This window comes from Pauljensenia sp. 27098_8_83 (assembly GCF_041432695.1).
In the GTDB taxonomy this organism is placed as follows: domain Bacteria; phylum Actinomycetota; class Actinomycetes; order Actinomycetales; family Actinomycetaceae; genus Pauljensenia.
In genome coordinates this window covers 122,997-136,490 of the sequence record NZ_JAPWAD010000003.1, presented here as the reverse complement: position 1 = coordinate 136,490, position 13,494 = coordinate 122,997, and the positions used below count along the sequence as shown (strand labels likewise).

The following is a 13,494-nucleotide window of genomic DNA, read 5'->3' as shown; positions in this document are numbered from 1 at the left end:
TGTGTGCCCGTGGGCGGCGGCCCGCCCGCGAGATCGCCACACGCGAGCCTTCGGCTCGGAGTGATCGATCTCGAAGCCCGGCCAGGCCCCGCCACCGCCCGCGGGCACCGCAGCCAGGCCTCGCTGGCCCCGTGTGTGGTGCCTGCCCATCGATGGAGTAGCCGGTGGACGTATGAGCCAGTGGGTGAACGTGCGAGCGTACAGCTTATGGCCGGACAGAACGTGCCCGGTCGAGGAACTTCGGGGCATGTCCGTGACAAAATTCGCCAAGCGCGCGGACTTCGGGGCATGTCCGTGACAAAATTCGCCAAGCGCGCGGACTTCGGGGCATGTCCGTGACAAAATTCGCCAAGCGCACGGACGTTGGGGCATTTCCGTGACAAAATTCCCCCTGCTCGCCCAAAAACGTGGAATTCGGGCCGTTTTGCCTGTGCAGGGAGAGTTTTGTCCCGGTTTCAGTCTCTCTGAGGAAGATAGGACGAGTTGCTTCTCGGCACCGCCCGATTGGAGGCCGCGCCGCAGCTTGTGAAATCGGCGCTGAGGTGTCGGACCGGCACTGGCGTGGGTCCTGGGCTCGTCGCTGCGGTCATGGGCGGCCCCGCACCGGGGATCAACACGCATCCGGATCGGTAGTGCCTCAATCCGGTCATCGATGGTGATGAGCTGGCACCAACACGCATCCGGATAGGTAACGAACATCCGGATAGCTTAATAACCTATCCGGATGTGCATAACCTATCCGCGTGCGCACAACCTATCCAGATCATGCGCCGACGGTGGGGCTGTTGGCCCACGGGCACCGCAGCCAGGCCTCGCTGGCCCCGAGTTGGCTTTTGGCTACCAGGCCCCTCCGGCGCCCACGGACACCGCAGCCAGGCCTCGGCGGCCATGCGCCGACTTTCATCTGATCGTATTGGTGCTTTCGCGCTTCTCAGAAATTTCGCACGTAATTCCCCTGCGACTGTTTCAAGATATGAACTCAAGGTGTTGAAATTGCAACGTTTTCGGACATTGTTGAAAGTTCATGCAATCGAATTATGTGCGACTTTGGGGGAGTAGGTTCTTTCAGGGGCCACGGGCACCCCAGCTGCGCCCTGCAAGCCTCACAGCGCCGTTGGTAGGGACGGCGCTGCCGTGTCGTGACGTGCTCAGGAGACGATGAGCAGGCATACGGATGGGGCCGACTCGAAAGGGTCGGCCCCATGGGACGTCGCGGGAATACCCCAGGAATACCCCAGGAATACCCCAGGAATACCCCATGCGAGGTTGCCGGTATCGCCGCGTGGCGCGGGAATACCCCAGGAATACCCCGGGAATGTCCCACGGAAGCAGTCGCTGTTACATGCCACCCAGGATCTGGGCGACGACGATCTTGCCGACCATTGCGACCGGGTAGACGAGCGCGTAACCGAGAGCCACGCGCGGATCGGCGTTGGTGCGGCCGTTCGCGAAGGCGAGGACGGCGGGCTGCGTCTGGGCACCACCGAGCAGACCCGCAAGCTTCGTGCCACCCATCTTGAACACCCACCGCATGGTGCAGTACAGGCCGATCGCCATGATCGACGTCATGATGACACCGAGCGCGAAGATTCGGATCCAGTCGCCCGAGGTGAAGGCCTCGAGGATCTGGCCGCCGGCCTTTGCGCCGGCCTGGGCAAGGAAGATGAGTAGGCCGAGCTCGGCCATGACCTGGCAGGTCGTGAAGGGCAGAGCCGTCGCGATGGGGCCGATGCGGCCGATGCGGCCGAAGATCAGGCCGACGATAAGCGTGCCGGCGGCGGAGCCGATCGAGAAGTACTCGCCGGAGGGGGTCAGGATCGGAAGTTCACCGATCGCGATGCCCAGCGCCATGCCGATGCCCAGGGCGATCGGGTTGAGGTCCGTGAGGCCTCGGGACGAGTCACCGAAGAATTTCGTGATCTCAGCCATCTTGGACGTGGGGGCAACGACACGCACGCGGTCGCCCTCCTGGAGCACCAGGCCCGGCTCGGCGACCATGTCGACGTCACCGCGGCGCACGCGCGAAATCGTCGCGGAGAACTCCTTGGCGAGGCCGAGCGAGGCGACCGTGCGGCCGGCGACCTTCGGATTGGAGATCGTCACGCGGCGGAAGTCCAGGTAGGAGCGGTCCTGCATGAGGGAGTGAGAGGAGGCATGCCCCAGCTCGGTGGCGGCGCGCGCGACGAGCTCGCGAGGGCCGACGACGGTCACGAGGTCCCCGGGATCCAGGGTGTCGGACATCTGGGGGCGGGTGATCGGGCCGGTCTCGCCGCGACGCAGACGGGAGAAGGAAACCTTCTCGCCGAGCTTCTCGTAGATATCGCCGACGAAGGGGTGATCGTCGCGCTCGACGCGGATCGTGCGGTTGGACAGGGGGGAGGGAGCATCCTTGTCGTTACGGCCGTAGTGCAGGGCAGCCATCGAGGCGGCCAGCATGCCGATGACGCCGAAGAGGTAAGCGATCGAGTAACCGACGGTTGCACGGGCGGGATCGCCGGATGCCTCGCCTGCTGCTGCCAGTGCGGGGGTGTTCGTCACGGAACCCGCGAAGGTACCGGCGATGAGGGGAACATCCATCCCCATGGCCTTACCGATGTACAGGCCTGCTGTGGCTGCGATGCCGTAGAAGGCAACCATCGTCAGGATCGGGCCGATGGCGGTCTTCAAGTTGTGGAAGAACGAGGCGCCCGAGTTGATGCCGATCGCGAACGTGAACAGCGTCAGGCCGAGGGTGCCCAGCTGCGGGGTAACGCGCAGCTCGATGTCGTAGGACTGCGCCCACGCAGCCAACACGATGGCGAAGAACAGAACGGCGGCAGCGCCGAGGCCAATGCCTTTGATTTTCACATGGCCAAACGCCATGCCTATACCGATGAGAAGGAAGAGGAACAGAACTGGCTGCTCGCTCAGAATCTCGAACACCTGGTGCACGATGAAATCTCCGTGTTGTGGATTGTGATATGAGGTATGTATCAATTAAAGCAGCAAGAAGTGCTGTGTATCTCAGTCCATCGTCCTAGATAGCATTCAGGCTCTTAAGGTCCGCACAATGAGATGGATAAGGAGCGGAGAGCTCAAGAGAGATACGGTAAAGCCATGCTTGACGTTCGCGGAATTGGAGTCCTTGCCCTGGTCATCGTACCCGGGCGTGCGATGCCTGCCGTGTAACGTGAGGATGGATCGCACGCCGAAATCCCCGCATCCGCGCTGTTTGGCCGGATTTGACGGGGTTTTTTCTTTGAGACGGTCCCAACGATTGAGAGGACGAATGGTGAGCGACACCGCCAACACCACCCGCATGACCGGAGCCGAGGCTATCGTGGCCAGCCTCGAAGCCCTGGGCGTCACCGACGTGTTCGGTATGCCCGGCGGCGCAATCCTGCCGACGTACGACCCGCTGATGGCGTCGACGTCTGTGCGCCACATCCTTGTCCGTCACGAGCAGGGCGCGGGACACGCCGCCGAAGGCTACGCCCTGGCCACCGGTAAGGTCGGCTGCGCGATCGTGACCTCCGGTCCCGGAGCTACCAACGTGCTGACAGCCCTGGGTGACGCATCTATGGACTCGGTTCCGATCGTCGTGATCTCAGGACAGGTCGGTGCCTCCCTGATCGGCAGTGACGCCTTCCAGGAAGCCGACGTCGTCGGTGCATCGATGCCCATCACCAAGCACTCCTTCCTGGTCACGGATCCCGCGGAGATCCCCGCGCGCCTGGCCGAGGCTTTCCACCTCGCGGCTACCGGTCGCCCAGGCCCCGTTCTCGTGGACATCACCAAGTCCGCGCAGGTTGCCGAGATGGACTTCTCCTGGCCTCCGGTCCTGGATCTGCCCGGCTACCGCGTTGCAGACAAGCCGAACATGAAGCAGGTGCGTGCGGCTGCCCGCGCGATCGCCGATGCCCAGGCTCCCGTCCTCTACGTCGGTGGCGGCATCGTGCGCTCCGGCTCTACCGATGCCCTTGCTGAGTTCGTCGAGGTCACGAACGCCCCCGTCGTCACCACGCTGACCGCCCGCGGCGCCTTCCCTGACTCTGATCGCCACAACCTCGGCATGCCCGGCATGCACGGTACCGTGGCCGCCGTCGGTGCGCTCCAGCGCGCGGACCTCATCGTGGCGCTCGGTGCCCGCTTCGACGACCGCGTGACCGGCCGCCTCGACTCCTTCGCACCCCGCGCGAACGTCGTGCACATCGACATCGACGCAGCGGAGATCTCGAAGAACCGCCACGCCGACATTCCGATCGTCGCCGACCTGGCGACCGCCCTGCCGATCCTCACCCAGGAAATCGCCCAGGCCTCGTCGGAAAACAAGGCCGACATTTCCGGATGGTGGCGCTACCTCGACCGTCTGCGCACCAAGTACCCGATCGGATGGGCCGAGCCCGACGACGGCATGATGGCGCCCCAGGAGGTCATCAAGAAGCTGTCCGACAAGGTCGGCCCCGACGCGATCTACGTGACGGGCGTGGGCCAGCACCAAATGTGGGCCTCCCAGTTCATTACGCTGGACAACCCGCGTAGCTTCATCTCCTCGTGCGGATCCGGCACCATGGGTTACTGCATCCCCGCAGCCATGGGCGCCCAAGTCGGCGCTCCCGACAAGGTCGTGTGGGCGATCGACGGCGACGGCTCCTTCCAGATGACCAACCAGGAGCTGGCCACCTGCACGATCAACAACATTCCGATCAAGGTCGCCCTCATCAACAACTCGGTGCTGGGCATGGTGCGCCAGTGGCAGTCCCTGTTCTTCGGCAAGCGCTACTCGAACACGACGCTCAACCCCGTCGAAGGCGAACAGATCCCCAACTTCGAGATGCTCGCCCAGGCCTACGGCATGGCGGCGCGCACCGTGCGCTCCACCGACGAGGTCGACGAGGCCATCGAATGGGCCATGTCGATCAATGATCGCCCCGTGCTCATTGACTTCCGCGTCTCCAAAGACTCGATGGTCTGGCCGATGGTCGCCGCGGGCGTGTCCAACGATGAGATTCGTTACGCCAAGGGCATGGCGCCCGACTGGGAGGTGGAAGACTGATGACAAATCGTCACACTCTGGCCGTGTTGGTCGAGAACAAGCCCGGCGTGCTCACTCGCGTCGCCGCGCTTTTCGCCCGCCGCGCCTTTAATATCAAGTCGCTGACCGTGGGAGAGACCGAACACCCCGAGATCTCCCGCATGACCATCATCGTGGACGCAGACTCCGCGCCCATCGAGCAGGTGGTCAAGCAGCTCAACAAGCTCATCAACGTCCTCAAGGTCGTCGAGCTTGAGCCCGAAGACTCCGTCGAACGGCGTCTGCTCATGATGAAGGTCCAGGCTGACGAGACCCGTCGCACCTCGGTCCTGCAGATCGTGGACCTGTTCCGCGCACACGTCGTCGACGTGCAACCCGAGTCGGTCGTCATCGAATCGATCGGCTCCCTACCCAAGCTGGAGGCGCTGCTGCGGGCCCTGGAGCCATACGGCGTCACCGAACTCGTCCAGTCGGGCGCCGTGGCCATCGGCCGCGGGTCTCGCTCGATCACGGATCAACTGAAGGAGAAATGAAAATGGCAGAGATCATCTACGATGACGGCGCAGACCTGGCGCTGATCCAGTCCAAGAAGGTTGCCATCATTGGTTACGGTTCGCAGGGTCACGCGCACGCGCTGAACCTGAAGGATTCCGGAGTTGACGTGGTCGTCGGCCTGCGCCCCGGTTCTTCCTCGTGGGCCAAGGCTGAGGCCGCTGGCCTCGAGGTCAAGGACGTGGCCGAGGCCGTCGCCGAGGGCGACGTCGTCTCCGTGCTGCTGCCCGACCAGGTCCAGCGCTACGTCTACGCCGAGCAGATTGCCCCCAACCTGAAGGAAGGTGCCGCCCTCCTCTTCGCGCACGGCTTCAACATCCGGTACGGCTACATTGAGGTCCCCGCCGGCCACGACGTCATCATGGTCGCCCCCAAGGGCCCCGGCCACAAGGTTCGCGAGACCTACGTGCAGGGCAAGGGCACTCCGGACGTCGTCGCCGTCGAGGTGGACGCCTCCGGCAAGGCCTGGGAGCTGGCCCTGTCCTACGCGAAGGGCATCGGCGGCACCCGCGCCGGCGTCATCAAGACGACCTTCACCGAGGAGACCGAGACCGACCTGTTCGGCGAGCAGGCTGTCCTGTGCGGCGGCGTCTCCCACCTGATCCAGGCCGGCTTCGAGACCCTGGTCGAGGCTGGCTACCAGCCGGAAATCGCCTACTTCGAGGTCTGCCACGAGATGAAGCAGATCGTCGACCTCATCAACGAGGGTGGCATCACCAAGCAGCGTTGGTCCTGCTCCGACACCGCTGAGTACGGCGACTACGTCTCCGGCCCGCGCGTCATTGGCGAGGCCTCCAAGGAGGCCATGAAGGCTGTTCTGGCCGACATCCAGGACGGCACCTTCGCCCGCAAGTTCATCGCCGATCAGGATAACGGTGCCCTCGAGTTCAAGGCGCTGCGCGCCGAGGAAGAGGCTCACCCGATCGAGAAGACCGGCCAGAAGCTGCGCAAGGCCTTCGGTTGGACCGACTCTGACGAGGACTACACCGAGGGCAGCGCCGCGCGCTGATCTCACTGTCCTTCTCGGATAGACCAAGCTCCGGCCTCGTTCCCAATGTGGGACGAGGCTGGGGCTCTTTTGCGCTGATAGGCGCGGGTGGGCTCGGCAGCGTTTGCGCGAGAGTTAGTTCGATGGTGCTTCGTCGGAACCGTTCGTCCACGGAAGGGGTGCGGGGGAGAGGGCGTCCGCGTTGGAGACGGTGGAGATCGGCGCAACGATCACGAGGGAAGCGACGGCGGCCGACGCGACGCGCGTCAGAGTTCGACGGGAGGGGCGCACTGTGATTCCTTGCTGTGAAAGATTGATTGACAGCATCAGTTTATTAGTAACTACCTACTGAGCAACTCTTTGTGACGTCTTGCATTGACTGCTGGTGTTGCCTGTGTCTGCGTCAGGGATTCTTGTCATGGTCTCCTGAGTAGAATCGGGGCATGGCTACTCAGGGGGCGGATTTATCCACCCGGCTCAAGATCCTGTTCGTCATCAATGACCTCTACACGCGTGGGAATGGACTCGCTGCGTCCGCGCGTCGCATGATCGCGCTGTTGCGTGAGCGGGGGCACGATGTTCGCGTGCTGTCTGCGCCGCCGCTCGACGGTGACGATTGCGGTATCGGTGCCCCTGACTATCCGCTCCCGCATCTTCGCGTTCCGCTGTTGGCGCCTCTTATTGCCTCGCAGGGCTACGCGTTTGCTCGCTCGGACCGGCGCCAGATTGATCGGGCTCTCGACTGGGCGGACGTGGTCCACCTGGAAGAGCCCTTCATACTGCAGTCCGCGGTTGCTCGGCGTGCGCGTGATCGCGGTGTGCCCGCGATGGCGACCTATCATATTCATCCCGAAAATCTCACGGCCTCCGTCTATCTTGATCGTTGCGCTGCCCTCAATCGCGTGATTCTTCGGCTGTGGAAGCGCTTCATTTTTGATCGGTGCGGCGCGCTCCAATGCCCCTCAGAATCGGTATGGCGGCGGGTCTCCTCGTTGGGGCTTTCTCCGCGGCTCTTTGTTCTCTCTAATGGTGTGCCGCTGGGTGGTGTGAGCGTTGAATGTGGGTGCAAGGGGGAAGAGTCGTCCGTCGTGCGTCTGCTGTCAATCGGGCGCTTTTCGCGCGAGAAAGATCAGGCGACGATCCTGCGGGCGCTGCGCTTCAGTTCTCATGCTCGCTCTATCGAGCTGACCCTGGCGGGGCGAGGTCCGACCGAGCGGCAGCTGCGGGCCCAGGCGGATCGGCTCGTGCGCGCTGGGGTCATCGAGCGTCCCGTTCGCTTTACTTTTATGAATGCGGAGAAGATGGCTCGCGCCTCGGAGCGCTCTGATCTCTATGTGCATGCCGCCCGGATCGAGGTGGAGGGCCTCGGCGCTCTTGAGGCGCTGCGTCACGGCGTGGTCCCTGTTCTCGCGTGTGGTCCTCTGACGGCAACCAGTCAGTTTGCGCTGACAGAGGAGAGTGTGTTCGAGGCAGGGAATCCGCGCTCGCTCGCGCGCGTCATTGATGCGTGGATTGACCGAGGGGGCGAGGCTCGTCGAGCTGAGGCCGTGCGATATCGGGGCGTGGAAGCTCAGTATGACATCCGTGTCTGTGTCCGTGAGCTGGAGCGTGTCTATGGCTGGTTGGTCGGCGGGGGAGAATTTCCAGGTGCTCAGCCTGACAGGTGAACGCCGGTCCTCGAAGTTGCGGGGTAATTATCCTAGACGCTGATAAAAATATCTGTCGTATAACTGGTTAGTCAGCATCTAAATTTGTATGATGAATCCCGTGGAGAGTGAGTCATGACTCACTGCCCGCTGATTGACAACTCATCTCGGAAGGACCAACGATGACCCTCCGCCACTACGGGCGTGCCCTCGCGGCAGCCTCGGGAGCCGCGCTGCTGTGCGCGACTCTCTCGGTTCCCGCGCTCGCCACCCCGGCCAGTGACACCGGTGCGCTAGCCCCGGTGACGGCCTCGGTAACCGACGAAGGTTCGGCCCCCATCACCGTTACCGTGGCGCGCACCGACTCCCACGGAGACACGGTGTACGAAGGCGACCTCATCACCATCACCGTCACCTACACCAACAACACAGACAGTGCTCTGACCGTCTTCCCGGTGGCCTCGAACCTGTCCGGCGTGCTGACCACCGGCGCCCCCAACTGCCGCTGGCATAACCTCGCCGCACACACCACCAAGCAGTGCACGACCGCGACGCACACCGTGACCGCCGACGACGTCGCGGCCGGAACCTTCACTCCGATGACCACGTGGGCCGCCACCCGCGACCGCAACGGCACAGACGTCATCGCCGGTGACATCACCGCGAACGCCGACCCGGTGACCGTCGCCCAGGGCGAACGGCCCCCGGCCCCCGACCCGCTGGAGACACCGCATGACTACGCGATCGGCGAGAAGGTGCGCCTCGCATCCCCAGGCCTCGCCGGCTTTGGCTGTCACCGCATCCCCGCGCTGACCACCGCCACCAACGGATGGATCATCGCCGCGTGGGACGGGCGCCCCGATACCTGCCAGGATGCGCCCCAGGCGAACTCCATCGTCTACCGCATCTCCAAGGACGGCGGTAAGTCCTGGACCTCCATCCAGACCGCGCTTGCAGGCACCCCCGGCGCGCAGAAGGTCGGCTACTCCGATCCCTCCTTCGTCGTCGACCGCACCACCGGAACGATCTTCCTATTCTCGGTCAAGTCCTACGACGCCGGTCTCTTCCAGTCCCAGCTGGGCACTGACCCCGCAGCGCGTAACATCCTGCACGCCCACGTCGTCGAATCCCACGACAACGGCGAGACCTGGGTCAACCCCCGCACCATCACCGACCAGGTGACCGCAGGTCACACCGACCAGTGGTTCACGCGCTTCGCGTCCTCCGGTGAAGGAATCCAGCTGCGCTACGGCGCCCACGCCGGTCGCCTCATCCAGCAGTACGCGGTCGCCAACTCCGGCACGACCTCGCTCATGGCCGTCTCCGTCTACTCCGACGACCACGGCGCGACCTGGAAGCCCGGCGCGCCCACCGAGGGCAGCGCCGACGAGAACAAGGTTGTCGAGCTCTCCGACGGGCGCCTGCTCCTCAACTCGCGTACGCAGGGCACCGCCGGCCAGCGCCTCGAAGCCATCTCCTACGATGGCGGGCAGACCTGGGGCCCGTTCCGCCACAACTGGGATCTGACCGACCCGCGTAACAACGCCTCCATTGTGCGCGCATACCCGGACGCCCCCGAGGGTTCCGCGCGCGCCCGCGTCCTGCTCTTCTCCAACGCCGATTCGTCCAGCGCCCGTGCCAACGGCACTATCCGGGTCTCCTACGATGACGGCTTCACCTGGAACGACGGCACGGTTTTCGAGAGCGGCGAGATGGCCTACTCGACGCTGCATCCCCTCGGGGATGGCACCTGGGGCCTGCTGTACGAGTCCGGCGGCTACAAGAACATCGAGTTCATGCGCATTGACGCCTCCTACCTGGGGCTGACCGACCCCGGCGAAGAGCCGACTCCGGATCCGCAGCCCACTCCGGACCCCACTCCGGATCCGCAGCCCACTCCGGACCCGCAGCCCACCCCGGACCTGCAGCCCACTCCGGACCCGCAGCCCACCCCTGAACCCGCCCCGGCTGTCACCCCCGCACATTGGGTGAACACCGGAAACGGCTGGAAGTGGCAGCTGGAAGACTCCAGCTACGCGACGAACCAGACCATCACGATCGGCGAGGCCACCTACCGCTTCGGCGCAGATGGCATGATGGTCACCGGCTGGGACAACCAGGGTGGCGTGTGGAGCTACTACAACGCCTACGGTGCCCGCGTGAGCGGCTGGGTCCACGATGGTGCCTGGTACTACCTCGACCCCGCGACGGGAGCGATGGCGACCGGCTGGGCGCAGGTCGGTGGCACCTGGTACCTCTTCAACGCCTCCGGGGCGATGCTCACGGGCTGGCAGTACGCCGGTAGCTGGTACTACATGGCTCCCTCGGGAGCCATGCTCACCGGCTGGCAGCACATCGGTTCCACCTGGTACTACTTCGCCGACAATGGCAATATGGTCACCGGCTGGCAGTTGATCGACGGCCGCTGGTACTTCTTCGCTCCCTCGGGTGCGTGGATCTAATCCGTCTGACCGAGCCGGGGTCGGGGGAGCGTACGTGCCCTCCCGGCCCCGGCCTCGTCTATGGGAGACGTCACCCGGAAAACGGCCCACGTGGTGGAACGATTCCCTCCTCGGGGCCTCGGGCGGGGGAAGATGGAGCTATGACACTGAACATCGCAGTAATCCCTGGCGACGGCATCGGCAAGGAGATCGTCCCCGAAGGCCTCAAGGTCCTGGATTGCGTCCTGGCGGACAAGGGCGTCGACTACTCCACGACCCACTTCAACCTGGGGGCCGAGCGCTGGCACGCCACCGGTGACACCCTCACCGACGAGGACCTCGAGGCCATCAAGCGCCACGACGTGATTCTCCTCGGCGCAGTCGGCGACCCCTCCGTCCCCTCCGGCGTCCTTGAACGAGGCCTGCTGCTCAAGCTGCGCTTCGCTCTCGACCACTACGTGAACCTGCGTCCCTCCAAGTACTACGAGGGTGTGCCCAGCCCCCTGGCCAACCCCGGCGACATCGACTTCGTCGTCGTGCGCGAAGGCACAGAGGGCCTCTACTGCGGTAACGGCGGTGCCGTGCGCGTGGGCACCCCGCACGAGATCGCAACCGAGGTCAGTGTCAACACCGCCTACGGCGTCGAGCGCGTCGTGCGCTACGCCTTCGAAGCGGCCGCCTCGCGCAAGAAGCACCTCACCCTCGTCCACAAGCACAACGTCCTGGTGAACGCCGGACACATGTGGCGTCGCATCGTCGACGAGGTGGGGGAGGAGTATCCCGAGGTGCGCGTCGATTACTGCCACATCGACGCTGCCACCATCTACATGGTCACCGACCCCGCGCGCTTCGACGTTATTGTCACCGACAACCTTTTCGGTGACATCCTCACCGACGAGGCCGGGGCCGTCACCGGTGGTATCGGCCTGAGTGCGTCCGGCAACCTCAACCCCTCGCGCGAGTACCCCTCCATGTTCGAGCCCGTGCACGGCTCTGCCCCCGACATCGCGGGACAGGGCAAGGCGGATCCGACCGCGACCATCTCCTCGGTCGCGCTGATGCTCGACTTCATGGGCTACGCCGAGGAAGCCGAGCGTGTGCGCGCCGCAATCGACGCCGACATGGCGGCGCGAGCCGAGGCTGCGGCAGCCGGGCATCCGCTCGTGCGCTCCACCTCGCAGATCGGCGATGACATCGCCGCTAGGGTCTGAGACTCACGCGAAACACGAGGGCCGCTCCCCGGGATGGGGGAGCGGCCCTCGTGCCTGTATGGAAGCGCCCGTGAGGCGAGGAGCTCGCTGTCAGCGCGTGCCGATGAGGGCGGGCAGGGACGTACGAGGAGCCCACTGCTGGATGTCCGCCAACGCGGCGCTGGCTCCGGCGCTGCGCACATCGGAGGAGTTGCTGGCCAGCATGGCGGAGTCCGCCGCGAGCAGGTTTGATGCCAGGGAGGGTGCATCGAGGAAACCAAGTGTGCAGCGAGGCGTTCGTGTGTCGGCAGCTCCGGCACGCAGCGCGGTGTCGGCGCGCGTGAGTAGCTCACCCGACACGGCGTATGCGTCACTCAGCGTGCCCGCACTCACCTGCGCCTGAGGGAGGGTTGACGCCGTGCAATCCCAGGTAGCGACTGCACTCGACAGCTCCTGAGAGGATGCCAGATCCTTGCCCGAGGGGGCGAAGGACGCTGATATTCCCGGCGCGTCGAAAAGATCGATTGACCAGGTCTGGACTCCCTGACGCGAGGCCGCATTCACGCGGTCGTTGACAAGGAGCGCTTGGTCTAGCCCTGCATCCAGGTCAATGCCATACGCCTGGGCGATCGTGACCGCGCTCGCGTAACGACCGAGTGCCGCAGCCGACAGGGTGCGGGCCTCATCGGCGCTCGTACGATTCGTGTCCGCGGCGATCTCCAGGTCGCGGGTCGCCGTGCGGGCAAGCCACGCGACGAACGCCGACACGTCGGTGGGGGCCTCGGACACGGCGGCGGGGGCAGAGGCACCCTCGGGCGGGGTTCCGCCCCACGGGTCCCACAGGCCACCCAGTGCCTCCAGGCGCTCGTCCGAGGCCGCCGCGACAGCGCGCAGAGCCGCCGAACAGGACGCGCAGTCCGTCGCGACCTCGGCAAGCTGGGTCGCCCGATCGGAAGCCGCCGACTCCGTGCGCGCAGCTTGGTCGCGTACGGCGGCGAATCCGGTCAGGGTGGGCAGAGAGGACGGCGAGCACGCGGACAGCGCGAGAACCGCCACCCCAGTCGCGACGAGGCCGGGGAAACGGCGTGTGGTTAAAGTCAGTTTTGCGAAACGCACACCCGCATCATCCCACACCCCCGGGTAGGATAGGGAACTGACCCGCGTACGCGAGAGAAAGATAGGCGCATATGGCATCGTCCACGTCAGATGGACCGCTCGAGGAGCTGCTGGCTCCCGTGGTCGAACAGTCGGGACTGGAACTGGACTCAGTGACCCGCTCGCGCTCCGATGCGATGCCGCTCCTGCGGGTCATCGTCGAAGCGCCGATCGGCGCCGACGGAATCGACTCGGACACCCTCGCTGAGGTGTCCCGTGCCGTGTCGAAAGCGTTGGACGCCGCGGACCCGATCGACGGCGAGTACCTGCTGGAGGTGTCCACGCCGGGGGCCGAACGCGAACTGACGAAAGTCGGGCATTGGATGCGCCAGATCGGACGTCTCGTGCGCATCAAGCTGCGCGCTGGTGGATATGTTTCCGGACGCGTCGTGGCGGCTGACGAGACCAGTGCAACGATCGATGTCGACGGTGAAACGACTACCATTGACTATTCTGACATGAGGAAGGCGCGCTCCCGCGTCGACTTTGGAACGGGGAAGTAGGAGAC

The 13,494-nt window shown here is 64.8% G+C and carries 10 protein-coding genes; 7 read left to right on the top strand and 3 right to left on the bottom strand.

The annotated features are described in order from the left end of the window. Positions 1-1,338 precede the first annotated feature (1,338 nt). A complete protein-coding gene (locus O3656_RS02590; protein ID WP_500062498.1) occupies positions 1,339-2,862 on the bottom strand; it encodes an aspartate:alanine exchanger family transporter in 1,524 nt (507 codons plus the stop codon). 406 nt (positions 2,863-3,268) lie between these two features. Between O3656_RS02590 and O3656_RS02585 the strand changes: the two genes are divergently transcribed. From O3656_RS02585 to ilvC, 3 genes are read left to right on the top strand one after another with little or no spacing between them, the layout of a single operon-like run. Continuing rightward, positions 3,269-5,035 carry an acetolactate synthase large subunit gene (locus tag O3656_RS02585; RefSeq protein ID WP_500062488.1) on the top strand — a complete coding sequence of 589 codons (1,767 nt, stop codon included), beginning with the start codon at positions 3,269-3,271 and terminating at the stop codon, positions 5,033-5,035. Further along, positions 5,035-5,547: an acetolactate synthase small subunit gene (gene ilvN / locus O3656_RS02580; RefSeq protein ID WP_016461951.1), complete on the top strand. Its 513-nt coding sequence runs from the start codon at positions 5,035-5,037 to the stop codon at positions 5,545-5,547. The genes O3656_RS02585 and ilvN overlap by 1 nt, the downstream gene beginning before the upstream one ends. Before the next feature lie 2 nt (positions 5,548-5,549). Then, the gene (ilvC, locus tag O3656_RS02575) at positions 5,550-6,575 is read left to right on the top strand and encodes a ketol-acid reductoisomerase (RefSeq protein WP_500062487.1); all 1,026 of its coding nucleotides are present in this window, start codon (positions 5,550-5,552) and stop codon (positions 6,573-6,575) included. 114 nt (positions 6,576-6,689) lie between these two features. On the opposite strand, the gene O3656_RS02570 is transcribed toward ilvC, so the two are convergent. Next, positions 6,690-6,845: a hypothetical protein gene (locus O3656_RS02570; protein WP_162837566.1), complete on the bottom strand. Its 156-nt coding sequence runs from the start codon at positions 6,843-6,845 to the stop codon at positions 6,690-6,692. A gap of 152 nt (positions 6,846-6,997) precedes the next feature. On the opposite strand from O3656_RS02570, the gene O3656_RS02565 reads away from it, so the two are divergent. The 3 genes from O3656_RS02565 to O3656_RS02555 all read left to right on the top strand — a co-directional run bounded on the left by O3656_RS02565 (position 6,998) and on the right by O3656_RS02555 (position 11,852). Further along, entirely contained in the window at positions 6,998-8,221 is a 1,224-nt protein-coding gene (locus O3656_RS02565) for a glycosyltransferase (RefSeq protein WP_500062486.1), read from the top strand. Between the two features lie 161 nt (positions 8,222-8,382). After that, positions 8,383-10,662: an exo-alpha-sialidase gene (locus O3656_RS02560; RefSeq protein ID WP_500062485.1), complete on the top strand. Its 2,280-nt coding sequence runs from the start codon at positions 8,383-8,385 to the stop codon at positions 10,660-10,662. A gap of 140 nt (positions 10,663-10,802) precedes the next feature. Continuing rightward, positions 10,803-11,852 carry a 3-isopropylmalate dehydrogenase gene (locus O3656_RS02555; protein WP_500062484.1) on the top strand — a complete coding sequence of 350 codons (1,050 nt, stop codon included), beginning with the start codon at positions 10,803-10,805 and terminating at the stop codon, positions 11,850-11,852. A gap of 90 nt (positions 11,853-11,942) precedes the next feature. On the opposite strand, the gene O3656_RS02550 is transcribed toward O3656_RS02555, so the two are convergent. Continuing rightward, complete coding sequence (locus O3656_RS02550) at positions 11,943-12,947, bottom strand: hypothetical protein (protein ID WP_500062483.1); 1,005 nt, start codon at positions 12,945-12,947, stop codon at positions 11,943-11,945. Between the two features lie 71 nt (positions 12,948-13,018). Between O3656_RS02550 and rimP the strand changes: the two genes are divergently transcribed. Beyond that, positions 13,019-13,489 (top strand): ribosome maturation factor RimP, encoded by a 471-nt coding sequence (rimP, locus tag O3656_RS02545; protein ID WP_048675800.1) that lies wholly within the window; start codon positions 13,019-13,021, stop codon positions 13,487-13,489. Positions 13,490-13,494: the final 5 nt, after the last annotated feature.

What these genes read in the sequence shown, in the direction of transcription:
- O3656_RS02590 (WP_500062498.1), bottom strand. Translation starts at nt 2,862, where the DNA reads ATGGCGTTTGGCCATGTGAAAATCAAAGGCATTGGCCTCGGCGCTGCC.
- O3656_RS02585 (WP_500062488.1), top strand. Translation starts at nt 3,269, where the DNA reads ATGGTGAGCGACACCGCCAACACCACCCGCATGACCGGAGCCGAGGCT.
- ilvN (WP_016461951.1), top strand. Translation starts at nt 5,035, where the DNA reads ATGACAAATCGTCACACTCTGGCCGTGTTGGTCGAGAACAAGCCCGGC.
- ilvC (WP_500062487.1), top strand. Translation starts at nt 5,550, where the DNA reads ATGGCAGAGATCATCTACGATGACGGCGCAGACCTGGCGCTGATCCAG.
- O3656_RS02565 (WP_500062486.1), top strand. Translation starts at nt 6,998, where the DNA reads ATGGCTACTCAGGGGGCGGATTTATCCACCCGGCTCAAGATCCTGTTC.
- O3656_RS02560 (WP_500062485.1), top strand. Translation starts at nt 8,383, where the DNA reads ATGACCCTCCGCCACTACGGGCGTGCCCTCGCGGCAGCCTCGGGAGCC.
- O3656_RS02555 (WP_500062484.1), top strand. Translation starts at nt 10,803, where the DNA reads ATGACACTGAACATCGCAGTAATCCCTGGCGACGGCATCGGCAAGGAG.
- rimP (WP_048675800.1), top strand. Translation starts at nt 13,019, where the DNA reads ATGGCATCGTCCACGTCAGATGGACCGCTCGAGGAGCTGCTGGCTCCC.